Below are 23,047 nucleotides of genomic sequence, written 5' to 3'. Positions count from 1 at the left end.
CCCGACGAAGGACGAAAGAAGCAATGACATGACGAACACCCCCGTCGCCGACGGCTTTTCGATGCCGGCGGAGTGGGTGCCGCACGAGCGCACCTGGATGGCCTGGCCCAGCCGCAACGAGACCTTCGCCGAGGAGGACCTGCACACCGCGCGCGCCGCGTGGGGCCGGGTGGCCGCGACGATCGCCCGCTACGAGCCGGTCACGCTGATCACCGACCTCGGTGAGTCGGACACCGTGGCGCGCTATGTCGACCGGCCGCTGACCGTGCTGGAGAAGCCGCTCGACGACGCGTGGATGCGCGACATCGGGCCGACCTTCCTGACCGACGGGCGAGGTGGCATCGCTGCCGCCGACTGGGTGTTCAACGGGTGGGGCGCCCAGGAGTGGGCCTCGTGGGAGCACGACCGGCACATCGCGGAGCATGTGATCGAGGCGGCCGGCGTACGTCGTTACGCGTCGCGGATGGTCAACGAGGGTGGCGGCATCCACGTCGACGGCGAGGGAACGGTGCTGATCACCGAGACCGTGCAACTCGACGAGGGCCGCAACCCCGGGTGGACCAGGGAGCAGGTCGAGGCCGAGCTGAAGGCGTTCCTCGGGGTGCGGAAGGTGATTTGGCTGCCGCGCGGACTCACCCGCGACTACGGCCTGTACGGCACCCGGGGTCACATCGACATCGTCGCGTCGTTCGCCCGACCGGGCCTGGTCCTCGTGCACGTGCAGCCCGATCCGGCGCACCCGGACCACGAGGTGGGCAAGGAGAACGCGGCTCTGCTGCGCGCGGCCACCGATGCGAAGGGGCGTTCGCTCGAGGTGGTCGAGATCCCGGCGCCGACGGTGCTCGAAGCCCACGACGACTGGGTCGACTTCAGCTACATCAACCACTATGTGGCCAACGGCGCGGTGATCCTGTGCGCGTTCGACGACCCGCGGGACGAGGAGAACGCCGCGACCTTCGGCAAGCTGTTCCCGGGCCGCGCCATCGAACTCGTGGACGCCCGCGACATCTTCGCCAACGGCGGCGGCATCCACTGCATCACGCAGCAGCAGCCGAGGGCCTGACGGGCACTGCGGCGAGCGTCCGGTCGGCGCGTGGCCGGCCGGCGGTCAGTGCCGTGGCCGCGCTGGTGTTGCCGGGGGCGGTTGCGGGTTCGTCCGAAGTGGTGGGCGGTTCGGTCGGCTTCGGGGGCGGGGTGGTGGTGGAGTGGCCGCGCTCGCCGGCGCCGAATGCGGCGAGGGCGAGCAGGAGTATGGCCAGGGCGCCGGTGGTGACGGTCGGTATGTACCAGCCGGCGTCGGTCGCGGGTTCGGTGAGCGCGGCCAGCGTTGCTATCCCGCCCGCGTAGAGGAGGGCGCCCGCGAAGGCGGGTATGCCGCGCCGACCGGCGCCGGCGGCGACCGCGCCCGCGATCAGCGCGAGCACCAGCAGCAGGCCGGACAGGCCGATCAGGGACGGCCCGAAGTCGTCTCCGGTGCAGCCGCGTTGTCCGAAGTCGTCGCACGAGCCCAGGGCGGCGGCGCGGATCGCGTACGTCCCGATCAGCCAGCCCGCCGAGGTCGCTCCGGCGAACGGGAGGAGCCACCCGCGAAGGGTGGCCGGGACGGGGTGGGACGCCGGTGCGTCGGTGCTCATGGTCGGAGGCTAGGCGGCGTGCGGGACGCGCGGATGAACGGCCAGGAAGCGTGGAGTGAAGGCTGCGTGGCCCGGCGGGCGGGCGGACCGGGTGGGGCAGGGAAGGGACCGGGACAGGGCAGGGACGGGGCGGGATCGGACCGGAATGGAGCGGTTCGGGGCGCCGGGCCCGCCGTGGTGGGTCGATCCCGGCCCCTCGGCCCTCGGCCTCCCGCCCCGCCGGGCGGTCGGGTCAGGTCTTGAGCGTCGCGCCGTGTGCGGCTGCGAAGGCGGCGATTCGGGTGGCGAAATCCGTGTCGGCGGCCGTGATTCGGTCGCCGGCGTCGTGGGTGGTCAGGGCGAAGGTCAGGGTGCCGTAGAGGATGGTGATCCGGGCGTGGTGGTTCGCCTGGTCCTCGGCGGCGGCGACGGTCGCGTAGAAGGCGGGTACGTCGGCGCGGGCGCAGGCGTACGTCGCGGTCAGTTCGTCGTCGGCGACCTGCCAGCCCGGGAGGTCGGCGAGGGCCTTGGTCAGTTCGGCGTCGGTGAGCGGCTGGGGTGCCACGGTGGATCCTCTCGTCGGACGTGGGCGCGGACGCCGGGATCGCGGACCGGGAACCGGCTCCGGTCGCGTCACCGGCTCCCGCCAGTATGGCGGCGTCGGTTCGCCGGGCGCGGTATTGAACGACGTTCTAACATGGCGGCAGGCGAGGTCCGCCGTCGAACGAACCAGGGGTGCTGAGCATGGCGGGGACACGGCGCAAACGGCTGGAGCAGCCCAGGGAGGTGGTGCTCCAGGCCGCGATGAGCGCGATCGCCGAGCACGGGCTGGCGCAGCTGACCATGGCGGGCCTGGGCAAGCGGATCGGGATCAGCGGCGGCCATGTCGCCTACTACTTCGGGTCCAAGGAACAACTCCTGGTCGAGACGCTGCGCTGGAGCGAACAGGGATTCGCCGAGCGGCGACGGGCCCTGCTGGGCGCGACCGAGGTGCCGCGCGCCGAGCGGCTGGCCGGCTACATCGACCTGTACCTGCCCGACGAGCGCGCCGACCCGCGCTGGACGTTGTGGCTGGAGGTGTGGACGCGCTCCCTGGCCGACCCGGACGTGCTGGCCGCGAGCGTGGAGATCGAGGGCCCGTGGATCGCCGATCTGCGGGCGATGATCGAGCCGCACCCGGATCCCGACGGGTACGTGTTGCGCCTGCATGCGCTGCTCGACGGGCTGGCCACGCGAATCGTGATCGGCGCGCCCGGGCCGTCCCGGGCCGAGATGGTTCGGCAGGCGACCGGGTTCGCGGTACGCGAGGCGGGCGTCGAGCCGGGGGCCGAGCCGGGCGACGATCCGGGGGCGGATGCCCGGACGAACCACACGGACAGGTGATCGGCGGCCGAATTCCTCCCGTTCGGCGCGGACCGGTCGCATCGTGGACGGATGAAGTGGTGGCAGAACCCGAAGCTGCTCGCGGTGCTCGGCACGGTGCTGGCCGTGCTGGTGGCCGTGGGTCTGGCTCATCGCGACGGGCCGGCCGCGACCGGTCCGGCGTCGGGCGAGGGGGCCCCGGTCGGCGCGGTGGCGGAGACGTCTCCTTCGGCGTCCCCTTTGACGCCCCCTTCGGCGCCCCCTCGGGCGTCCCCGAGTACCCCGGCGGTTTCGAGCCGAGCGGCGTCCGCGAGTCCTCGGGCGACGAAGCTGTCGTCCGTGCCGAGGAATGTGCTGCCCGATCTGGTCGGCGCGGACCTGCAGGAGGCGTGGGACGGTGCGCGCCGGGCCGGCTACCGGCTCGTCACCTCGCACGACGCGAGCGGGCGGGGGCGGCGGCAGTTCATCTTCAGCAGTTGGAAGGTGTGCGACCAAAGTCCCGATCCGGGGCCGCTGGACAAGGGACTCCGGGTCGAGTTGGGCGTGGTCCGGCACGACGAGAAGTGCCCCACCGGCGCGGCGCCGACCGCCGAGCCCAAGGTGGTCGACGGCCGGATGCCGAACCTGGTCGGGCGCAGCGTCATCGTCGTCCGGCGCGGCCTGCGCGGTGACGCCCACGTCGACGTGGACGACCTCGGCGGCGGGCGACCGGTGCTGATCGAGACGCACTGGGTCGTCTGTACGCAGCGACCGGCCGAAGGGCAACCGGTGCCGGACACGGTGGGGGTGGGCGTGGTGAAGTACGGGGAACGCTGCCCGAGTTGAGGCCCGGACGGGCCGCCGTCGGTCACAGCTCCAGCGCCTCGCGGGCCGGATCCACCAGCTTGCGTACCGTGCGGCCGTCGGCGAATCGGCCCAGCGCGGTCATCGTCCAGATCGGCCCCTCGCGGACCAGCTTGCACATCAGCACACCCGTGCGCGGTTCGGAGCCGGACAACTCGAAGCGCACCAGTTCGGTGTCGGTGGTGTCGTCGACCAGGCGGCAGAAGGCGCGCGAGACCTCGGTGAACTTCTGGCCCAGGAACGAGTTCACGGTGAAGACGAGGCCGGTGACGTGCGGGGGGAGTGCGTCGAGGCGGACCACGATCGACTCGTCGTCGCCCTCGCCCTCGCCGGTCAGGTTGTCGCCGGTGTGCTTGATCGCGCCGCCCAGGCCGGACAGTTTCATGAACCAGACCGCGACCACCTTCCGGCCGTGCGCGTCGAAGGCGATGCAGGAGGCGTCCAGGTCGATGCTGCCGCCGGACTTGGCCGGGTCCCAGCCCAGTCCCATGCGCACCCGGGTCAGCGGCGGTGCGCCGGTCTTGACCAACGACACCGACTGGTCCTTGCGCAGGCTGACGCGGCCCTTGTCGAGGTTGATCGGGGTGTCGGTGCGGGTGCGGGTGCCGGTGCCGGTGGGCAGGGGGGCAGTACGGGCCTCGACGGGGGCCGGCGGCGGGGGCGGCGTCGTCACCGGGCGGCGGGGGATCGGCGGCGGGATCGGCGCGGGCCTGGGCGGCTCGTGAGGAAGCAGCGGGGCGACCGGCGCGGTCGGGGCGTCGTCGTACGCCGGGGGCTCGGGGCGGGTGGGCGGCGCCGGCTGCGGGCGGGTGGGCGGCGGCGGGGCCGGGTCGTCGTCGACGGAGACGCCGAAGTCGGTGGCGATGCCCGCAAGTCCATTGGCGTATCCCTGGCCGACCGCGCGCACCTTCCACACGCCGCCGCGCCGGTACAGCTCGAGCAGCACCAGTGCGGTCTCGCGGCCCAGGCCGCTCGGGGTGAACGTGACCAGCGCCTCGCCGGACGGGTCGCGCACGGTTGCGGTGGGCGGGGTGGTGCCGCCGAAGGTGACCGGTGCGCCCGGGCCGCCGTCCAGGCTCAGCGTCACCATGATCGTCTGTACGTCGGCCGGCACCGCGGCGGTGTCCACGTGCACCGCGGCCGGTCGACCGGGGCCGGCCGCCAGATACCGGACACCGGGTCCGTTCGGCTGGTTGTAGAAGACGAAGTCGGCGTCGGAGCGCACCTTTCCGGTCCCGGCGAGCAGCAGCGCCGATACGTCCACCGGCGCCGCGAAGGCGACCTCCACCACCACGGCGGCCACCGCCAGCGGGCAGTTGCCGCCCTTCGAGAGCGTCACCGACATGCGCACCCCTCCGCTTCACGGACCCCACCGGGCCGGCCGGTACGACATTACCGACGCGGGCCATCCACCGCAGCGAACCAGCCACGGCCCCCAACGCCGGCCGCAACCCCGGGCGTTCGATCCCCAACCACCCCCGACACCTACCGCCCTTCCACCCTCCGGCGCCCACCAGCGAACCACCTGCGGCGCTCACCACCCACACCCACCGGTCCCCACAACCCGTTCACCGGCCGCCCGCTCACCCGCAGCCCCTCGACCACCGGCGCCACCGTTCGCTCACCCCCGCCCACCTCACGCCCCGGGCTCCCCCACCAGCCGCCGCCCAAGCACGTCGACACCGGATCGGGCGCGGATTCACCCGGCTACGTCGCCGCCGACCCCTCCCCCGGAGCCGCCCGCAACATCGCGTCCGCCAAGGCCGCCAGTGTCGCCTTGATCCGCGCGGGTTCGATGTGCTGGTCGCGCTGGCGGCGGTACAGCTCCGGGGCCAGTGGGGCGAGAAGCACGTCGGCGAGGGTTGTCGGGTCTGCGGTGCCCGCGGCCAGGATCCGTACGTGCGTGTGCCAGAACGCGTATGCGCCGGTCCGGTAGCGGGCGCTGCCGGTTTCGGCGCCCAGGAGCAGGTGTACGTGCCGCTCCAGGAGGTCGACCATCGCCGCATAGAAGGCCGCCAGGCGGGCCGCCGGGTCCGGCTCGTCCGGGCCCAACGGCGGTGCGCCGCGCAGGATTTCGTGTTGCAGCGCGCGCTCGTGTTCGTCGAGGAGGGCGCGGGCGATGGAGGCCCGGTCCGGATAGCGGCGGTAGAGCGTGCCGCGGCCGATGCCGGCCGCCCTTGCGATGTCCTCCATCGTGACCTCGGCCGGATCGCCGGTCGCGAACAACTCCTCGGCCGCGGCCAGCACACGGGCCCGGTTGCGGGCGGCGTCCGCACGTTCCCGTGCCGGCGCCGCACCGTCCGCGGCGACCGGGAGACCGGTGAGCAAGTCGGTGCGTTTCGTCATGATCCCCACCCTAACCAGCAAGTGGACGCCGCGTCCATTTATTCGAGGCAGTCCGAGGGGCAGTGCGATCGGTTAAGTGGACGGCATGTCCGCTTGCCTGTTACGGTCTCCCCGATGAAGCGGACAGTCCGTCCACTTAGACCTCGGGAGTTACCATGCCTCGCCTGCTCCACCTCGACTCCAGCGCCCGCGCCGACTCGTTCTCGCGGACCCTGGGCGCCGCCTTCGCCGACGCCTGGCGCGGCGCGCGGTCGGACGCCGAGTACACCTACCGGGATCTCACCGCGCGGCCGGTCCCGCCGATCGACCAGGCATGGACCGAGATCTGCGACACGATGTTGCGCGAGGGAATCACCGCGATCGCCGACTACCCGCAGGCCGTGCGTACGCCCGAGCAGCGCAAGGCATGGGCCACGGTCGAGCCGCTGTTGGCCGAACTGGTCGCCGCGGACGTCGTGTTGATCGGCGCGCCGATGTACAACTTCGGCGTTTCCGCGCAGCTCAAGGCGTGGATCGACCAGGTCACCTTCCCGAAGATGTCGCTCGCGCCGCGTCGTTTCGTGGTCGCCTCCGCCCGCGGTGGGTCCTACCTGCCGGGGACCCCCCGGGCGCCGTTCGACCACCAGACGCGTTATCTCCTGGACTTCTTCACCGGGCACTACGCCGTCACGGACGCGATCGTGCTCGGTACCGAACTGACCAACTCGCTCGTCGACCCGGCGCTGGCCGAGCGGCTCGAGCAGCACCGTTCCTCGCACGCGGAGGCGCTGGAGCGCGCCGCGGAGCTGGGACGCTCACTCGTGGAGGGGTACTGATGGCCTGGTTGATCCTGCTCGCGGCGGGCCTCGTCGAGGTCGTGTGGTCGCAGAGCATCAAGCCGACCGAGGGGTTCACCAAGCCGCTGCCGACGGTGATCTGCTTCCTGCTCGGCGCGACGGCGGTGTATCTGCTGTCGGTGGCCATGCGGGACCTGCCGGTGGGCACCGCGTACGCCGCGTTCACCGGGATCGGCACCGTCGGCGCGATCACCCTCGGCATCACGATCCAGCACGACGCGCTGAGCGCGGGACGGATTGCGGCGCTGGTGCTGATCGTGGGTGGGTTGGTGCTGGCCCGGCTGACGTCGACGGCGTGAGGGCGGGCGACTGTTCGACGGCGGACGTCCCGTTGACGACAGACCGTTCGACAACAAAGGAAATTCTGGATGCAACTTTAGTGACAGCGGTGGCCACGTTCGCGGCTATCGGGCGCAACCGCCCGGGGCGAAAGCTGGGGAGGTAGTCAGGACCCCCACCGCAAGGAGCACCCCGCATGTCTCCCGGAAACCGCCGGCGCCCCCCGACCCCGACCTCCCCGTCGGGTGGGCCCGCCGAACCCGACGCGTACCGGCGCATCGATCACGAGGATCGGGCCAAGGGCAATGCGGCCGGTTGCCGGGCGCTGAGCAAGTGGTACGGCGAGGGCGAGACCCGCGTGGTCGCGCTCGACGAGGTCGACGTGGCGATCGGCCGCGGCCGGTTCACCGCGATCATGGGCCCGTCCGGGTCGGGCAAGTCCACCCTCATGCACTGCCTGGCCGGCCTCGACTCGGTGACCTCCGGCCACAGCTGGATCGGGGACACCGAGATCACCGGGCTCAAGGACCGGGACCTGACCCGGCTGCGGCGGGACCGGATCGGCTTCATCTTCCAGGCGTTCAACCTGCTGCCCACGCTCACCGCGCTGGAGAACATCACGCTCCCGATGGACATCGCGGGGGTCAAGCCCGACCCGGCCTGGCTCGACACCGTCATCGAGACCGTCGGCCTGCGCGACCGGCTCAAGCACCGACCGAGCGAGTTGTCCGGCGGCCAGCAGCAACGTGTCGCGTGCGCCCGCGCGCTGGCGAGCAAACCGCAGATCATCTTCGGCGACGAGCCGACCGGCAACCTCGACTCGCGCTCCGGCGCCGAGGTGCTGGGCTTCCTCCGCAGCAGCGTCTACGACCTGGGCCAGACCATCGTGATGGTCACCCACGACCCGAACGCGGCCTCCTACGCGGACCGGGTGTTGTTCCTGGCCGACGGTCGGGTCGTGGACGAGATGTTGTCGCCGACCTCCGACACGGTGCTCGCGCGTATGCAGCGCTTCGCCCGCTCCGCGAACTGAGGCGTCGACATGCTCAAGGCGACGTTCCGTAGCTTCCTGGCCCACAAGGCGCGCATGGTCCTGTCCGCGCTGGCGATCCTGCTCTCGGTCGCGTTCGTGGCCGGCACGCTGATGTTCACGGACACGATCAGCAAGACGTTTCACGACCTCTCGCGCACCGCCGCGGCCGATGTCACGGTCAAGCCGAAGAAGGAGTTCCGGGAGGACCGGCTCGGCAAGAGCGGCCAGCAGCCGACCGTGCCCGACTCGATCGTGGCCGCCGCCCGTTCGGTGCCGGGCGTGGCCGACGCGCATCCCGACATCACGGTCACCAACGTGATCGTGGTCGACGGGAAGGGCAAGAAGGTCGGGCTGACCTCGGATCCCCAGGTGCAGGCCGCCGACTGGTTCCCCACCAAGCAGTCCCCCGTCGTGCTCAAGCGCGGGAAGGCGCCGCAGGGTCCCGGCGAGGTGATCCTGGACAGCGACTCGGCCGACCACAACAAGGTGCGGTTGGGCGACAAGGTGCACGTGGTCGCCGCGCCCGGCGCGTTCGACGCGACCGTGGTCGGCCTGGCCGACTTCAAGACCATCAACCCGGGCACGACCATGCTGTTCCTGGATGGCGCCGCCGCCCGTGATCGGCTGCTCGGCAAGCCGGGCATGGTGACGTCGGTGTCGCTGACCGCCGAGTCCGGCGTGGACCAGAAGGAGCTGAAGGCGCGGGTCGTCGCCAAGCTGGGCGGGGACGTCGACGTCAGGACCCGCGCGGAGGAGGCCGACGCCTCCTCGGCCGACCTGGGCCAGGCGCTCGACGTGGTCAAGTACGCGCTGCTCGGCTTCGCCGGTGTCTCGCTCCTGGTCGGCACGTTCCTGATCTTCAACACCTTCTCGATGCTGGTTGCCCAGCGCACGCGCGAGTTGGGCCTGATGCGCGCGATCGGCGCCAGTCGGGCCGACGTGAACCGCTCCGTGCTGGTGGAGGCGACGCTGCTCGCGGTGGTCGGCTCCACGCTGGGCCTGCTCGGCGGACTCGGCTTGGCCCAGGGCCTGTTGATGCTGATGAAGTCGCTCGGGGTCGACCTCAAGGGCGCCCCGCTGGTGATCAAATCCGCGACGCCGATCATCGCCTACACGGTCGGGGTCGTGGTGACCCTGGTCGCCGCCTACCTGCCCGCGCGCCGGGCGGCCCGGGTCAGCCCGATGGCGGCGCTGCGCGAGGCCGGCGCGCCGCCCGCGAAGTCGCTGCGCGGGCGCGCCGTCGGCGGCACCGCGGTCACCGCGCTCGGCGCGATCGGCCTGGCGGTCGGCGCCTCCGCGACCAAGCTGGACGCGGCGCACGGGCTCGCCCTGGCCGTTGGTCTGGTCGGCACCCTGGTCGGCTTCATCGTGCTCGGGCCGGTGCTGGCCCGCGCGGTGATCCCGTGGCTGGCCGGGGCGTTCCCGCGCCTGTTCGGCACGGTCGGCCGGCTCAGCCGGGAAAACGCGCTGCGCAATCCGCGCCGCACCGGCGCCACCGCCGCCGCGCTGATGATCGGCGTGGCGCTGGTCGCCTCGCTGTCCGTGGTGGCCACGTCGATGAAGGACTCGGTCGGCAAGCAGATCGACCAGCGCCTGGGCGCCGACTACACCCTGGAAAGCGACGGCGGGCTCAACTTCACGCACGACGTGGCGGAGACGGTGCGCAAGGTGTCCGGCGTGAGCAATGTGGTGCGCCAGCGCGAGACCGAAGCGAAGGTGCTGTTCAACGGATCGTCCGAGACCATCACGGTGACCGGAGCCGATCCGGGCATCGACGCGATGCTGAAGCAGAAGTACACCGCCGGCACCGCGCCCGACGGGCTCGCCCCGGGTCGGATCGCGCTGCCCAAGTCCTATGTGAAGAAGCATGACCTGGGCGTCGGCAGCACGGTGACGCTGCGCACACCCAACGGCCGGACCGCCGAGTTGCGCGTCGGCGCGGTGATCAACGACGAGGGCATCGGCCTCGCGAGCGCCGGGTCCGGCGTGGTCGGCCTGGACACGCTGGCCAAGCTCGTCCCGGACCTGCTCGACTCGGTGATCATGGCCAACGTCGCCGACGGGGCGAAGAGTTCGACCGTGCGGGCCGCGCTGGAGACCGCGCTCAAGCCCTACCCACAGGTGAAACTGCGCGATCAGGCCGACTACAAGCAGACCGTGCAGGATCAGACCAACATCGTTCTGCGGCTCGTCTACGGCCTGCTCGGGTTGGCGATCATCATCGCGATCCTGGGGGTGGTGAACACCCTGGCGCTGTCCGTGATCGAGCGCACGCGCGAGATCGGACTGCTGCGGGCGATCGGCATGTCGCGGATCCAGCTGAGGCGGATGATCCGCCTGGAGTCGGCGGTGATCGCGGTGTTCGGCGCGGTCCTGGGGCTGGCGCTCGGGGTGGGCTGGGGTGTCGCGGCGCAGCGCATGCTCGCCTCGCAGGGCCTCGACGTGCTGACCATCCCGTGGGGGACGATCGCCGCGGTGGTCGTCGGCGCCGGGGTCGTCGGCCTGCTCGCCGCCCTGCTGCCCGCGCTGCGGGCCTCGCGGATGAACGTGTTGGCCGCGATCTCCACGGAATGACCACCGGCCGATGATCGACGGTCCCATGACCCGCCGCGGTGCGTCGGCCTCCCGTGCCGACGCACCGCCGGCGCCGTTCGTGCGACCCGCGCCCGAGGCCGGTTACCGTGACCTGGTGAGCATCCGCGCCTGGTGGGCGAGTCGCCGCTCGTTCGGGTTCGATGTGCTGGTCGCGGCGATCGCCGTCGCCTCGGGACTGACGCTGCGCATGGGGCGCGATGCAGGCCTGGTCGGCTGGCCGTACCTGCACCAGGTGAGCGCGGTGCTGAGCGGTGCGCTGCTGCTGTACCGCAGACGTGCGCCGTTCGGCTCGGGCGCCGCGATCTGTGTGGTGGGGCTGGTGTATCCGACCCACGCGCTCTACTTCGCGGCCTATGCCGCGGGGGCCTGTGTCGAGGACCGACGGCGTGCGTGGGGGTTGATCGGAGGTCTCGTGGTGGCGGCCACACAACCGTGGAGCCGGCCGGCGCCGCTGGACGTCGTCGCCGCCGCGAGTCTCGCGCTGGTCCCCGTCCTGCTCGGCCTCTACGTCGCCGCGCGCCGCCGCCTGCGCGCGGATCGGGCCGAACGGGAGCTTCGGGAACGCGAGTTGGGCTTCGAGCGGGTGCGGTTGGAGGAGCGGGCCCGGATCGCGGGCGAGATGCACGACGTGATCACCCACCGGGTCAGCCTGATGGTGCTCCAGGCGGGCGCGCTGCGCACCCGCGCCCGGGACGAGGACGTACGGACATCGGCGGAGGAGTTGCGCCTGGTGGGGTGCAAGGCGCTGGAGGAGTTGCGCGGGCTGGTCGCGGTGACCCGGTCGGAGCGGCAGATGGGCTCGGTGGTAGTCGGCCCGCGTGCGGTGCTCGACGTATCGGACCTGGTGGCCGATTCGCGCTCAGTGGGCATCCCGGTCGACCTGGTCACCCTCGGCGAGCCGCACCCGACCTCGCCCGTGGTCGGCCGGGCCGCCTACCGGGTGGTCCAGGAGGCGCTGACCAACGTGCACAAACACGCGCCGGGGGCGGGGGTGGACATCCGCCTGCACTACGTGGGCGACGAGGTCCGGATCACCGTGCGAAACTCGGCTCCCACCCGGGCGGTCGACGTCGCCCTGGGTACGGGCGGCAGCGGCCTGCTCGGTCTGCGCAAGCGGGTCGAGTTGGTGGCCGGGACGTTGCGCACCCGCCCACTGCCCGACGGCGGCTACGAGTTGCTGGCCATACTGCCCGCCGGCGCCACGACCACGACCACCGGAGAGCCCGCATGATCCGCGTCCTGCTCGTCGACGACGAACGTATGGTGTGCGCCCACCTGCGCACGATTCTCGGCGTGGCCGACGACATCGAGGTGATCGGCGAGGCGTACGACGGCGCCGAGGCGGTCGAGTCGGTCCTGCGCCATCGACCCGACCTGGTCCTGATGGACCTGCACATGCCGGGCGTGGACGGGCTGACCGCCATCGAACAGATCGTCGACCTGCCGGGCGCGCCCAGGGTGATCGTGCTGACCACGTTCGGGCTGGAGCAGTACATCCTGCGTGTCCTGCATGCGGGGGCGGCCGGCTTCCTGCTCAAGGACACCCCGCCGGAGGACCTGATCGGCCTGGTCCGGGTGGCCATGGACGGCCACACCGTGCTGTCCCCGGCGGTGACCCGCGACCTGGTGACCGCCTCCTCCGGCCGCAACGCCGCCCGTGAACGCGCCGCCCTCGCCGTCGCGTCCCTGACCGAACGCGAGGTCGAGGTGCTGACCTGCATCGGAGAGGGCCTGTCCAACGCCCAGACGGCGGAGCGCCTGTTCCTCAGCGAAGCCACGGTCAAAAGCTACGTCTCCCGAATGCTCACCAAACTCGCCTGCGCAAACCGCACCCAGGCGGGCCTGCTGGCATACGACGCGGGCCTGATCCGGCGATAGCGACGGCGTGGGCCGGCTGTGGGATGGGCCGCCGGGGCGGGGGGAGCCTCGGCCCGAAGAGCCCACCTCCCCCCGACCGTGCCGCCTTCGCCCGTGCGGTCACCGACGTCGATCACGGCGTTCCGGGTCGACGACGGGGGGTGAGACGCCGGTCGTCGAGTCGGCGCGACTCGAACGTTGGGCGCTCATACTGGGTGCCACGGCTTGGAGTGCACGGTCGATGTGGGGATCGGGGCGGAGCGCGGTGGATCCGGTGCAGGGGCGGTTGTTGGCGACGGCGATCGGGGGTGCGTTGCGGCGGTTGACCGCGCCGCCGGCGGGGGCGCGACTCGTGGATGCGCCCGTGCGGATGGGCGGGCGGGTTGCGCGGCGGCGGGAGCGGCGCGAGGTGCGTACGGCCGACGTGGATCGGCTGACCCGCACACTGACCCTGCGCCTGGCCGATGTCGAGCCGGACTTCGCCCGCCTGGCGCCGGCCGAGGGTGAGCGCATCGTCGCGGCGGTCGTGCGCACCCTCGACGGCACGGTGACCATGGACGACGTCCAGGCCGCGGGCCTGGATCCGGCCGCGCTGCGGGTGCGGATGGAGGCCCGTGTCGAGGCGTCGGCGGAGCGCTCGGCGCCGCTGTACGGCGTGTTGCTCGACGAGTGTTGCGTGCAGATCGTGGACTTCTTCACCAAGCAGCCGGAGTTCCTGGCCCGAACCCTGGTCGAACAGGCGTCCGGCCAGGCCGAGTTGTTACGCCGAGTGCCGGAAGCCGAAGCGCTGGACGAGGAGTTCGCGCGACGCTACCGCGCCGGCCTGCGGGCGAAGCTGGACCAGGCCAGACTGTTCGGGGTCACCGAACTCGATCCGGAGGACAGCACATACGAGTTGACCACGGCCTACGTGAGCCTCGTGGTGCAGACCCGCCGCGACCCGAGGCCGCTGCGGCGGTGGGACGACGAGGCGGTACAGGCGGATACCACGCGCAGCCTCCTCGAAGACGCCCTCGCCCGCCGCGACCGCATGGTCCTCGAAGGCCCGGCCGGATCGGGCAAGAGCACGCTGCTGCGCCGGCTCGCGGTGCACGTGGCGTCGGGCGATCTGCCGGACCGGCTGGCGTCCTGGGCCGGGCGGGTGCCGTTCCTGTTGAAGCTGCGGGCGATGGTGGTGGACGACCGGCTGGTGCTGCCGAACGTCGCCGACTTCGTCACCGCGTCCGGGTCGACGCTGGGCGGCGAGCAGCCGCCGGGGTGGGCGGCCCGCCGGCTGCGGGCGGGGCGGGCCGCGGTCTTCGTCGACGGCCTGGACGAACTGCCCGAGGAACACCGGGCGGACGCCCTCGACTGGGTGGAACAGCTGTGTGTGGACTATCCGGACGCGGCCTACCTGCTCACCTCCCGGCCCCGGGTGTTGTCCGAGCGGCGGCATCGACGGTTCCGGGAGGCGGGCTTCGTCGCCGGTGAACTCCAGCCCATGTCGAGCGCGCAGGTCGAGCTGTTCGTCGACCGCTGGCATCGCGCCCAGCCCGGAGACCCGGACGATCTCGCGGCCTGCGCCGGGCAGTTGAAGCACACCCTGGACAGCCGCCGGGACCTGGCCCGACTCGGCACGAACCCGCTGCTGTGCGCGCTGATGTGCGCCCTGCACCGACACGCCGACCAGGCCCTCCCCGAGGGCCGCACCGAGTTGTACCGCTCGGCGATGGCGATGCTGCTCGGCGGCCGGGAACGAGCGCGGCGCATCTCCACGAGCCGGGTGCGTCTCCAGCCGACGCAGATGGAGAAGGTACTGGCCGCGCTGGCGATGTGGATGACCCTCAACGGCCGCCGATCGATCCCGGATCGGGTCGCGACGTCATGCGTGGCCGACGTGCTCACCCGATTCCGCCAGACGGTCGAACCGCCCTACACCGCGAGGGAGGTGCTGGACAGCCTGGTCGACCGCAGCGGCCTGCTCCAACAACCGGAGGTGGACGTCTACGAGTTCCGACACGCAAGCTTCCAGGACTACCTGGCAGCACTGGAGATCATCCGATCGGAGCACGTGGACCATCTGCTCAACCACGCCCACGACCCGCTCTACCACGACGTGTTCATCATGGCGGTCGGTCGGACACAGGACGATCCGTCGCGCCAACAGGAGTTGCTGGACGGGCTGATCGCCCGAGCGGAGGCGGCTCCGGAGCACGGGATGCGGTTGTGGCTGTTGGGCGCCGCGTGCGTGTCGGGGGTCGGCATGGTGGATCCGGGGCGGGCGGCGCGGTTTCGGGCGGAGACGACCGACTTGCTGCCGCCGTGGGATTGGGACGCGGCCGGTCTGTTGGCGGGCGCGGGTGAGTTCGTGGTGGATCTGCTCGTCGACGTGGCTCGGAGCCGGCATGTGTCGGACGACGAGGCGTGCAACATCCTGCGTACCGCCCAATTGATCGGCGGCGACGATGTGATTCCACTGATGGCGTGCTTTCGCGGCCGGAGCGCGATCTCTGTTCGGCGGATGCTGATTCAGGGTTGGCAGGCGCCGAGGGATCGGGAGCGGTATTACGAAACCGTCCTGAAGCATGTGGACTTCGGCACGTGTTCCGTTCCGGTTCCGGATCGCGCGGCTCTGGAACTCCTGGCCGGCCGGATGGATCTGCGGAACATACAACTGCCTGTCGCGATGTCGGAGATCCCGATACAAGCGCTGGCTGCCCTCCCACGCCTGCGCATGTTGTACGTCACCGACACTCGGATCACGGATCTGCGCTCGTTGGTGGAGTTACCGCAGCTGGTCGGCCTGTCCATGGGGCGGGCGCAGTTGGCCGATCCAATGGTGTTGGCCCGGCTTCCCTGGATCACCACCGTCATGATCAATGGGCCGCTGGACGATTCGGAAATCCTGCCGGATGCCCCGGATTTGCGCACACTCTCCCTGGCCGGCACGCGGATCGCGGATGTGTCGACACTGCCGAAGTATCCGAAGCTGGAGACTCTCGACCTGTATCGCTCTCGCGTCCGGGATCTGAGGCCACTGTGTGGCCTACCCCTCCTCGCGGACCTGCACATCGACAAGTCCCCGGTGGAGGACCTGTCTCCCCTGGCGGCGTTGTCCCGCCTCGCCTGCCTGAGTATTCGGCGTTGCCCGACGTCGGATCTGACCTCTTTGGCCGCCCTCCCGGCCCTGACCGGCCTTCGGATCGACGAATCTCAGCGACAACACCTCGGCGCCCTCGCCGAGCACGTCGCCACCGGCCGGCTCACCCTGGACGTCGCCGCCACGCTGGACGACTGACTCCCCTCATCCCTCCGACGGCGTCGGCGTCGCCACCCGCAGTCGGTTCCCGTCCGGGTCCCGCAGATGCACCTCCCGCGCCCACGGCTGCTCCTCCACCGCCACGCCGAATTCGCGCGCCGGCTCATCCACGTCGGCGACCCACACGTAGACCAGCGTGTCCGGGGTCGCATCGCCCGTGTGTTCGCTCAGGAACAGCTTCACATCACCCCTCGCTACCTCGACGAAGGCCGGGAGGTGCGGCTCGAAGCGGTGCTCCCACTGCTTGACAAAGCCCAACCGGCCGTACCAGGCAACGGACACGGCGGCATCGACCACACGCAGGATCGGGATGACTTGTTCCCTCATGCCGTCCACCCTCGCACCCCGCTCCGACATCCGGCCGGTTCCTCGCCGAGTGCCGTGTCATCCGGGGGCCAGAGGGTAACGGGTCGGCGGAGGCAGCGGGCGGTCCGCTCGGTGCCCATCGCACTCACCATCCGCATCCGTGGAGGACCCATGGCCATCGCGTCCGTCAATCCGGCGACCGGGGAGACGATCGAGGAGTTCGCCGAGATTGGGGAAGCCGAGATCGATGCTCGGATCGGGCGGGCCGATGAGGTGTTTCGGGGGCATCGGGGGGACTCGTATGACTCTCGGGCCCGGTTTATGCGGCGGGCCGCCGATCTGCTGGATGCGGAGCGGGACGAGGTTGCGGCGGTGATGACCGCCGAGATGGGGAAGACGCTGGGTGCCGCTCGGGCCGAGGTGGGCAAGTGTGCTCGGCTGTGTCGGTTTTATGCGGAGCGGGCGGCGGGGTTTTTGGCGGATGAGGCGGCCGATGCCGATGCCGTGGGGGCGCGGCGGGCCTATGTGCGGTACGAACCGCTCGGGCCGGTGTTGGCCGTGATGCCGTGGAACTTTCCGTTGTGGCAGGCCATGCGGTTCGCGGCGCCCGCGTTGATGGCGGGCAACACCGGGTTGCTCAAGCATGCGTCGAACGTGCCGCGTACCGCGCTGTACATGGGGGAGTTGTTCACCCGCGCCGGGTTTCCCGAGGGGGCGTTCCAGACGTTGTTGATCGGGTCGAAGCTGGTCGAGCGGGTGTTGTCGGATCCGCGCGTGGTGGCCGCGACGCTCACCGGCAGTGAGGGGGCCGGGCGGTCGATCGCGGCGATCGCCGGGCGCGAGTTGAAGAAGACCGTGCTCGAACTGGGCGGCTCCGACCCGTTCCTGGTGTTGCCCTCCGCCGATGTCGAGGCCGCCGCGCGGACCGCGACCACGGCCCGGACCCAGAACAACGGGCAGAGCTGCATCGCGGCCAAGCGGTTCATCGTGCACACCGACGTGTACGACGCGTTCGCCGAGGCGTTCACGGCGAATATGGCCGCACTCCGGGTCGGCGACCCCACCGCCGAGGGCACCGACGTCGGCCCGCTCGCCCAGGAGCAGGGGCTGCGCGATGTCACCGAGCAGGTCGAGGACGCCCGGGCCAAGGGCGCCCGGATCCGGTGCGGCGGCGAGCGCCCGGCCGGCCCCGGCTGGTACTACCCGCCGACCGTGGTCGCCGACCTGACCCCGGACATGCGGATGTACACCGAGGAGGTGTTCGGGCCGGTCGCCGGGCTGTACCGGGTCGCCGACCTCGATGAGGCGATCGACCTCGCCAACGCCACCGCGTTCGGCCTCGGGGCCAACGCCTGGACCACCGACGAGGCCGAACAGGACCGCTGCATCGCCGAGTTGGCCGCCGGGGCGGTGTTCGTGAACGGCATGGTCACGTCCTACCCCGAACTGCCCTTCGGCGGGATCAAGTCCAGCGGCTACGGCCGCGAACTCGCCGCGCTCGGCATCCGCGAGTTCTGCAACGCCAAGACGGTCTGGGTGGGCTGAGCGGCGCTACCGCTGCCGGATCACCGCCTCCTGCACCACCGAGGCCACCAGTACGCCGTCGTGGTTGTAGAACTCGCCCATCGCCAGCCCGCGCGCGTCCTGCGCGGACGGGGATGCCTGGGCGAACAGCAGCCACTCGTCGGCCCGGAACGGGCGCAGGAACCACACCGCGTGGTCGAGCGAGGCCATCTGGAGCGTCGCCGGGTTGGTGATGTACGGCTTCGCGGCGGTGCCGGCCAGGGTCAGGTCGGACATGTAGGTCAGCCCGCACACGTGCAGCAGCGGGTCGTCGGGCAGCTGCTTGGCGGCGCGCATCCACACCCGCTGGTGCGGGATGCCGTCGACCATGTGGGTGCCCGGCGAGCGGTCCTCCGGGACGAAGCGCAGGTCCATCAGGAGCCGGGTCTGCGACTCCTCGTAGTGCGCGCGCTCCTCGGTGGACAACTTCTCGTACGGGTCCGGCAGGTCCTCCGGCAGTGGTACGTCGGGCATCGCGCGGCGGTGTCCGGGGGTGTCCTCGGCCACCTTGAAGGACGCCGACAGGGTGAAGATCGCCGCGCCGTGCTGGACGCCGGTCACGCGCCGGGTCGCGAAGGAGCGCCCGTCGCGGACCCGGTCGACCTGGTACACGATCGGCGCCGTGGTGCTGCCGGGGCGCAGGAAGTAGCTGTGCAGCGAGTGCACGTGCCGCTCCGGGACCACCGTGCGGCCCGCCGCGACCAGGGCCTGTGCGGCGACCTGGCCGCCGAAGGCGCGCAGCGGGGCGCCCGCGTGGCACCAGCCGCGGAAGATGTTCTCCTCGATCTGCTCCAGCCGCAGCAGGTCGAGGAAGGTCTCGGCCCGGCCCGGGCCCTCGTCGGCAAGATCGTGTTCGCTCACCCTGCCCATGATGGACTACGGCCGCTCGGGCCGTCGCTCAGCCCGTCGACGGCCGCCCGCGCCGGGGCCCGGGCCGGTCGCCCGGCCCGTCGCCCGCGCCTCCGCTCAGCCCGCCGCACTCAGGAACGCCTTCACGATCGGTCCGGCCGACTGCCCGCCGGTCACCCCGCCCTCGACCCAGACCGCCACCGCGATATCGCCCCGGTAGGCGACCATCCAGCCGTTGTTGGGCCGACCGCCGCCGACCTCGGCGGTGCCGGTCTTGGCGCCCACGTCGCCGCTCAGGCCGCCGAGCGAGGCGCGCGCCGTGCCCTCGGTGACCACCGCGCGCATCAGCGTGCGCAACTGCCCGCTCACCGCGGGGGACAACGAGTTCGGGGCCCGCCACAGGCCCTCCTGGTCGGTGAGCAGGTGCGGCTGGCGGAAGGTGCCGGACTTGGCGGTGGCCACCACCGAGGCCATGGTGAGCGGGTTCATCTGTACCTGCCCCTGGCCGATCATGTTCGCGGCCTTCATGGTGTCGTTCGACGCGGCGGGCACCCGGCCGTCGAACGAGACGATCCCGGTCTTCCAGTCGCCGCCGATGCCGAAGCAGTCGTGCGCCATGGTGGACAGGTCCGCGCCGCCGAGCTTGCCGGACAGGTTGGCCATGGTGGTGTTGCAGGACTGGGCGAAGGCCAGCTTGAAGCTGCCCTCCGGGAACGCGCGGCCCTCGGAGTTGGTGAACCGCATGCCGCCCGCGTCGGCCGATTCGGGGCAGCCCACCTTCTCGTCGAGGCCGACCGCGCCCTTGGACAGCAGCGTGGCGGCGGAGACGATCTTGAACGTCGAGCCGGGCTGGGTGGTGGCCAGGAAGGCGTTGTTCTGGCCGGCGGCCGGGTTGTTGGCCACCGCGACGATCTCGCCGGTACTGATCCGCACCGCCGCCAGCGACGCGGTCCGCGACTCGCCCTTGACCGCCCGCTCGGCCGCCGTCTGGAGTTTCGCGTCGAGCGTGGTGGGGATCCCGCCGTCCCGGGGCGCGGCGGTGACCGGCTCGCCGAGCGTGGCGAGTTGTTTGACCGGGGTCCGGGTGGCCGCGTCGACCAGCCGGACCACGCCGCCCGGCTTGGCCTGCTCGCCGGGCTTGGCCTTGCTCGCCAGGCCGGTACGGATCGCGGCCAGGGACGGGTTGTCGGTCGGGGAAAGTGCCGTACCGTCCTTCGCCCGCAACACGTCGCCGCCCACGCCGCCCTGGTTGGGCGCCAGTTCGAGCGAGGTGCCCGAGGTCAGCTCCGGGTGCAGCGTGGCCGGGGACCAGGCGACCAGGTAGCCGCGATCGGTGCTCTTGACCACGTCGAGGGTGCCCGTGTACGACCAGTCGCCGGCGGATCCGAGGGTCAACTTGGCGGTGAACGGCACCGGGACCGTCCCGTCCGGCCGTGCGGGGGCCGGCTCGCCCACGGTCAGCGTGCGGGCGGTGACCTTCAGCCCGTCGTTCAGGGCCGGCAGCGCCGTGGACGCGGCGGTCACATCACTGGTGAGCCGAGCCGCGCGGGTCCAATTGCCCGCCTGCCATTCGCCGAGGAATAATCGCGCGGCGTTGCGCGGGCTCTGCTCGGCCCGAGCCGCGGTCTCGCTCGACCGCGCGGTCGGGGTCGAGACGTCGTCGTCCTTCAGGAACGAATAGGCCCCGTAGCCGGTGCCGAGGACCAACACCAGGGCCAGGACCAGGAAAATCCAACCGCCCCGGCGTCCGGCCCCGCCGTGGTCCGCGTCTTCGTAGTCGCCGAATCCGCCGCCGTACTCGCGCTCGTCGCGCTCGTCGGGCTCTTCGCTCCGGTAGTGCTCTGCGTCGTGCATGCCCACCCCCATGCGGTGCCGCCGGCTCCGGCGGCAGGGGCGTGAGTTTACGGGCCCGCCAAAGAGTCGGTGGGCGCCAAGGCCCTTTTGTCGCCGAGGGGAAAGCGCACTTGTTCGAACAAGGAGTCGCTCGGCGACCCGCGGCGGACGCCCCGGGATCACGTCGTCAGCAGCGCTGCCAGCCGGGTCGTCAGCTCGTCGGCCCGCGCCGCCATCACCCGGAACGACTCGATCGGCTCGCCCATCGGGTCGTCGAGTTCGTCGGCGGGACGGGCCAGTCGGCTCGCCGGTCGCCGCGCGTCCACCCCGGCCACCCAGTCGGCGAGCGGCAGTGCGCCACGCGGGCCGAAGGCCTCGCCCAGGCGCACCAGTTCGCCGAGCAGGAAGGTGCGCGGCAGGGCGTCGGCGGCAAGGGCGTCGATCGCCCAGTGGTGCTCGCGGGACATGCCGATCACCAGGTCGGCGGCGCGCAGCAGCTCGGCGGTGAGCTTGCGGCTGCGGTGCACGGGCGGGTCGATGCCGTGCTCGATCAGTACCAGCGCGCTGTTGTCCGCCATCGGCCGGGCGTTCCAGTCGATGGTGCCCGCCGAGGACACCTCGCTCGGCAGCGCGGACCCGGCCAACCGGCCGCGCAGCATGGCCTCGACGACGGGGGAGCGGCAGATGTTCCCACTACATACGACCAGCACCGATGCAGTCACGCTGCGGATCCTAGAACGCCGCGAGCGCGGTCCTCGGATCGCCCCCGGGGCGGATCCCGGAGCGGATCCGTACGGGGATGACCGGTGATCAGTAGGCTGACCGCGCTGAGGGGGCCAGGAATCGGCGCAGTGAATGGGGCGAGGGCTTGTTCGGGATCATCCGGCCGTGCCGGCATCGACTGTCGGAGAAGTTGCAGAGCGAGTGGATGGCGCACCTGTGCGGCATGTGTCTGGCGCTGCGGGACGACCACGGGCAGGCGGCGCGCGTCGCCACCAACTACGACGGGTTGATCATCTCGGTCCTGGTCGAGGCGCAGTCCGCCCGGCCGACCGCGGACGGGCGGCGCAAGGCCGGTCCCTGTCCGCTGCGCGCGATGCGCCGGGCCGAGGTGGCCATGGGCGAGGGGGCGCGGCTCGCGGGCGCGGTGTCCCTGGTGCTCGCGTCGGCGAAGATGCGCGACCACATCGACGACGGCGACGGGGTGTACCGGCGGCGCGCGGTCGCGGGCGGCGCGCGCCGGGTCGCCGAGCGCTGGGCCCGGCAGGGTGCGGGCACCGCGCTCGACGTGGGCTTCGATACGGCCGTGATGGTCGAGGCGGTGGACCGGCAGGTCGAGGTCGAGGCGCTGGCCGGACCGGGCGGGTCGGTGCTGGTGGTGACCGAGCCGACCGAGACGGCCACCGGCGCGGCGTTCGCGCACACCGCGGTGCTGGCCGAACGGCCGGACAACGCCGAGTCGTTGGCCGAGGCGGGACGGTTGTTCGGCCGGCTCGCGCACCTGCTCGACGCGGTCGAGGACGTCCACGCCGACCGGGCGGCCGGCGCGTGGAACCCGCTGTTGGCCACCGGGACCGGGCCGGACGAGGCGTACCGGCTGTGCCGCGACGCGGCGACCGGGATTCGACTGGCCCTGGCCGAGGTCGAGTTCGTCACGGGCGCGCTCGCCCACCGGCTGCTCGTGCACGAGGTCGACGAGGCGATCGACCGGTCGTTCCGGCACGCGGGCTTCCCCGTCGAGAACCCCTCCTGCGCGGTTGGCGGCAAGCACGGCAGTGGCTGCGCCAAGCACGGCGAGCGGGCCGAACCCCGGCTCGCCGCGCGCCCCGACGGGTCCTGGCCGAACCAGCCGCCGAACCAGACGCCCACCCAGCCGCCGCCCGGCAGCCCGTACGACCCGAACAGCCCGTGGGGTCCGCCCGGCGGCCCCACCCCGCCCCCGCCGCCGCCCGGCGGGCACAACGTGTTCGTCGCCTGCGCGATCTGGGCCGGGCTGTGCTGTACCTGCCAGTGGTGTTGCCGGGAGACCTTCGAGGACCCGTGCACCGGCCAACAGCGGCAGGGGTGTTGCCACAAGTGTGACTGCGGGGACTGCTGCGACGGATGCGACTGCTGCGGCAACTGCTGCGAATGCGGCGAATGTTGCTCGTGCGACTGCGGTTGCTGAGCGCGCCGGACCACACGCGGGCGCTCGCGTCGATCTTCGCGCGGGCGCCCGCACCGACCCGCTGCCGGGCGCTCCCGCCGGGCGCGCCGTATCCGACAAGGCATCGGAAAGCCGAGAAAGTTCCCGAACTGGCATTCGACGGGAAAAACGCCCAACCGTAACGTCTTGGCAAAGCATCTTCGGTCCGATTGACCCTGCTTTCGCCGCCCAACCACGATCAGCGATGACCGGGTGTCGTGCGATCGGCACCCGGTGTCACCGATCTCG

At 71.7% G+C, this 23,047-nt stretch carries 20 protein-coding genes; 12 read left to right on the top strand and 8 right to left on the bottom strand.

From position 1 onward, the window contains the following. Nucleotides 1-28: 28 nt before the first annotated feature. Nucleotides 29-1,063, top strand: a complete 1,035-nt coding sequence (locus tag ACFXKZ_RS38980) for an agmatine/peptidylarginine deiminase (protein WP_380008230.1) — start codon at nucleotides 29-31, stop codon at nucleotides 1,061-1,063. On the opposite strand, the gene ACFXKZ_RS38975 is transcribed toward ACFXKZ_RS38980, so the two are convergent. Both ACFXKZ_RS38975 and ACFXKZ_RS38970 read right to left on the bottom strand, forming a co-directional pair. Beyond that, nucleotides 1,038-1,634 (bottom strand): hypothetical protein, encoded by a 597-nt coding sequence (locus ACFXKZ_RS38975; RefSeq protein WP_380008227.1) that lies wholly within the window; start codon nucleotides 1,632-1,634, stop codon nucleotides 1,038-1,040. The two genes, ACFXKZ_RS38980 and ACFXKZ_RS38975, sit on opposite strands and share 26 nt — an antisense overlap. Nucleotides 1,635-1,866: 232 nt before the next feature. After that, nucleotides 1,867-2,178, bottom strand: a complete 312-nt coding sequence (locus ACFXKZ_RS38970; RefSeq protein WP_380008224.1) for a 4a-hydroxytetrahydrobiopterin dehydratase — start codon at nucleotides 2,176-2,178, stop codon at nucleotides 1,867-1,869. A 179-nt stretch (nucleotides 2,179-2,357) separates the two neighbouring features. Between ACFXKZ_RS38970 and ACFXKZ_RS38965 the strand changes: the two genes are divergently transcribed. Both ACFXKZ_RS38965 and ACFXKZ_RS38960 read left to right on the top strand, forming a co-directional pair. Beyond that, a complete protein-coding gene (locus ACFXKZ_RS38965) occupies nucleotides 2,358-2,996 on the top strand; it encodes a TetR/AcrR family transcriptional regulator (RefSeq protein WP_380008221.1) in 639 nt (212 codons plus the stop codon). 51 nt (nucleotides 2,997-3,047) lie between these two features. Next, a complete protein-coding gene (locus tag ACFXKZ_RS38960) occupies nucleotides 3,048-3,800 on the top strand; it encodes a hypothetical protein (RefSeq protein WP_380008218.1) in 753 nt (250 codons plus the stop codon). A 22-nt stretch (nucleotides 3,801-3,822) separates the two neighbouring features. Here ACFXKZ_RS38960 and ACFXKZ_RS38955 read toward each other — a convergent pair whose 3' ends face one another. Beyond that, nucleotides 3,823-5,163 (bottom strand): TerD family protein, encoded by a 1,341-nt coding sequence (locus ACFXKZ_RS38955; protein WP_380008215.1) that lies wholly within the window; start codon nucleotides 5,161-5,163, stop codon nucleotides 3,823-3,825. 362 nt (nucleotides 5,164-5,525) lie between these two features. After that, nucleotides 5,526-6,164: a TetR/AcrR family transcriptional regulator gene (locus ACFXKZ_RS38950; protein ID WP_380008212.1), complete on the bottom strand. Its 639-nt coding sequence runs from the start codon at nucleotides 6,162-6,164 to the stop codon at nucleotides 5,526-5,528. Between the two features lie 155 nt (nucleotides 6,165-6,319). On the opposite strand from ACFXKZ_RS38950, the gene ACFXKZ_RS38945 reads away from it, so the two are divergent. The 7 genes from ACFXKZ_RS38945 (at nucleotide 6,320) to ACFXKZ_RS38915 (ending at nucleotide 16,041) form a co-directional block, all read left to right on the top strand. Further along, nucleotides 6,320-6,979 (top strand): FMN-dependent NADH-azoreductase, encoded by a 660-nt coding sequence (locus tag ACFXKZ_RS38945; RefSeq protein WP_380008209.1) that lies wholly within the window; start codon nucleotides 6,320-6,322, stop codon nucleotides 6,977-6,979. After that, complete coding sequence (locus tag ACFXKZ_RS38940) at nucleotides 6,979-7,299, top strand: DMT family transporter (RefSeq protein ID WP_380008206.1); 321 nt, start codon at nucleotides 6,979-6,981, stop codon at nucleotides 7,297-7,299. Before ACFXKZ_RS38945 ends, ACFXKZ_RS38940 begins: the two co-directional genes overlap by 1 nt. Nucleotides 7,300-7,475: 176 nt before the next feature. Further along, nucleotides 7,476-8,312, top strand: a complete 837-nt coding sequence (locus ACFXKZ_RS38935; RefSeq protein WP_380008203.1) for an ABC transporter ATP-binding protein — start codon at nucleotides 7,476-7,478, stop codon at nucleotides 8,310-8,312. A gap of 9 nt (nucleotides 8,313-8,321) precedes the next feature. Then, nucleotides 8,322-10,886 carry an ABC transporter permease gene (locus ACFXKZ_RS38930; RefSeq protein WP_380008199.1) on the top strand — a complete coding sequence of 855 codons (2,565 nt, stop codon included), beginning with the start codon at nucleotides 8,322-8,324 and terminating at the stop codon, nucleotides 10,884-10,886. A 115-nt stretch (nucleotides 10,887-11,001) separates the two neighbouring features. Next, nucleotides 11,002-12,138, top strand: a complete 1,137-nt coding sequence (locus ACFXKZ_RS38925) for a sensor histidine kinase (protein ID WP_380008196.1) — start codon at nucleotides 11,002-11,004, stop codon at nucleotides 12,136-12,138. Next, entirely contained in the window at nucleotides 12,135-12,785 is a 651-nt protein-coding gene (locus ACFXKZ_RS38920) for a response regulator (protein WP_380008194.1), read from the top strand. The genes ACFXKZ_RS38925 and ACFXKZ_RS38920 overlap by 4 nt, the downstream gene beginning before the upstream one ends. Nucleotides 12,786-13,029: 244 nt before the next feature. Then, nucleotides 13,030-16,041 (top strand): NACHT domain-containing protein, encoded by a 3,012-nt coding sequence (locus tag ACFXKZ_RS38915; protein WP_380008192.1) that lies wholly within the window; start codon nucleotides 13,030-13,032, stop codon nucleotides 16,039-16,041. A 6-nt stretch (nucleotides 16,042-16,047) separates the two neighbouring features. On the opposite strand, the gene ACFXKZ_RS38910 is transcribed toward ACFXKZ_RS38915, so the two are convergent. Then, complete coding sequence (locus ACFXKZ_RS38910; protein ID WP_380008188.1) at nucleotides 16,048-16,389, bottom strand: glyoxalase superfamily protein; 342 nt, start codon at nucleotides 16,387-16,389, stop codon at nucleotides 16,048-16,050. Between the two features lie 150 nt (nucleotides 16,390-16,539). Here ACFXKZ_RS38910 and ACFXKZ_RS38905 point away from each other — a divergent pair, with 150 nt between their 5' ends. Further along, nucleotides 16,540-17,913, top strand: coding sequence for an NADP-dependent succinic semialdehyde dehydrogenase (locus ACFXKZ_RS38905; RefSeq protein ID WP_380008186.1), 1,374 nt, complete (start codon nucleotides 16,540-16,542; stop codon nucleotides 17,911-17,913). A gap of 6 nt (nucleotides 17,914-17,919) precedes the next feature. On the opposite strand, the gene ACFXKZ_RS38900 is transcribed toward ACFXKZ_RS38905, so the two are convergent. The 3 genes from ACFXKZ_RS38900 to ACFXKZ_RS38890 all read right to left on the bottom strand — a co-directional run bounded on the left by ACFXKZ_RS38900 (nucleotide 17,920) and on the right by ACFXKZ_RS38890 (nucleotide 21,335). After that, a complete protein-coding gene (locus tag ACFXKZ_RS38900; protein WP_380008183.1) occupies nucleotides 17,920-18,801 on the bottom strand; it encodes an acyl-CoA thioesterase in 882 nt (293 codons plus the stop codon). A 96-nt stretch (nucleotides 18,802-18,897) separates the two neighbouring features. Next, nucleotides 18,898-20,634, bottom strand: a complete 1,737-nt coding sequence (locus tag ACFXKZ_RS38895; protein ID WP_380008179.1) for a penicillin-binding transpeptidase domain-containing protein — start codon at nucleotides 20,632-20,634, stop codon at nucleotides 18,898-18,900. Between the two features lie 158 nt (nucleotides 20,635-20,792). Then, a complete protein-coding gene (locus ACFXKZ_RS38890) occupies nucleotides 20,793-21,335 on the bottom strand; it encodes a low molecular weight phosphatase family protein (protein WP_380008176.1) in 543 nt (180 codons plus the stop codon). 146 nt (nucleotides 21,336-21,481) lie between these two features. Between ACFXKZ_RS38890 and ACFXKZ_RS38885 the strand changes: the two genes are divergently transcribed. After that, entirely contained in the window at nucleotides 21,482-22,780 is a 1,299-nt protein-coding gene (locus tag ACFXKZ_RS38885) for a DUF5685 family protein (protein ID WP_380008173.1), read from the top strand. Nucleotides 22,781-23,047 lie beyond the last annotated feature (267 nt).

The sequence above is a fragment of the Embleya sp. NPDC059237 genome, assembly GCF_042754105.1.
Taxonomy (GTDB): Bacteria; Actinomycetota; Actinomycetes; order Streptomycetales; family Streptomycetaceae; genus Embleya.
Note: the sequence above shows the minus strand (reverse complement) of the source record. Positions and strands in the feature narration are given on the sequence as shown.

Excerpts from the sequence above, each read along its gene's own strand:
- ACFXKZ_RS38920 (WP_380008194.1), top strand. The coding sequence starts at position 12,135 with ATGATCCGCGTCCTGCTCGTCGACGACGAACGTATGGTGTGCGCCCAC.
- ACFXKZ_RS38895 (WP_380008179.1), bottom strand. The coding sequence starts at position 20,634 with ATGCACGACGCAGAGCACTACCGGAGCGAAGAGCCCGACGAGCGCGAC.
- ACFXKZ_RS38940 (WP_380008206.1), top strand. The coding sequence starts at position 6,979 with ATGGCCTGGTTGATCCTGCTCGCGGCGGGCCTCGTCGAGGTCGTGTGG.
- ACFXKZ_RS38905 (WP_380008186.1), top strand. The coding sequence starts at position 16,540 with ATGGCCATCGCGTCCGTCAATCCGGCGACCGGGGAGACGATCGAGGAG.
- ACFXKZ_RS38930 (WP_380008199.1), top strand. The coding sequence starts at position 8,322 with ATGCTCAAGGCGACGTTCCGTAGCTTCCTGGCCCACAAGGCGCGCATG.
- ACFXKZ_RS38955 (WP_380008215.1), bottom strand. The coding sequence starts at position 5,163 with ATGTCGGTGACGCTCTCGAAGGGCGGCAACTGCCCGCTGGCGGTGGCC.
- ACFXKZ_RS38910 (WP_380008188.1), bottom strand. The coding sequence starts at position 16,389 with ATGAGGGAACAAGTCATCCCGATCCTGCGTGTGGTCGATGCCGCCGTG.
- ACFXKZ_RS38980 (WP_380008230.1), top strand. The coding sequence starts at position 29 with ATGACGAACACCCCCGTCGCCGACGGCTTTTCGATGCCGGCGGAGTGG.
- ACFXKZ_RS38945 (WP_380008209.1), top strand. The coding sequence starts at position 6,320 with ATGCCTCGCCTGCTCCACCTCGACTCCAGCGCCCGCGCCGACTCGTTC.
- ACFXKZ_RS38965 (WP_380008221.1), top strand. The coding sequence starts at position 2,358 with ATGGCGGGGACACGGCGCAAACGGCTGGAGCAGCCCAGGGAGGTGGTG.
- ACFXKZ_RS38960 (WP_380008218.1), top strand. The coding sequence starts at position 3,048 with ATGAAGTGGTGGCAGAACCCGAAGCTGCTCGCGGTGCTCGGCACGGTG.
- ACFXKZ_RS38975 (WP_380008227.1), bottom strand. The coding sequence starts at position 1,634 with ATGAGCACCGACGCACCGGCGTCCCACCCCGTCCCGGCCACCCTTCGC.
- ACFXKZ_RS38935 (WP_380008203.1), top strand. The coding sequence starts at position 7,476 with ATGTCTCCCGGAAACCGCCGGCGCCCCCCGACCCCGACCTCCCCGTCG.
- ACFXKZ_RS38900 (WP_380008183.1), bottom strand. The coding sequence starts at position 18,801 with ATGGGCAGGGTGAGCGAACACGATCTTGCCGACGAGGGCCCGGGCCGG.
- ACFXKZ_RS38950 (WP_380008212.1), bottom strand. The coding sequence starts at position 6,164 with ATGACGAAACGCACCGACTTGCTCACCGGTCTCCCGGTCGCCGCGGAC.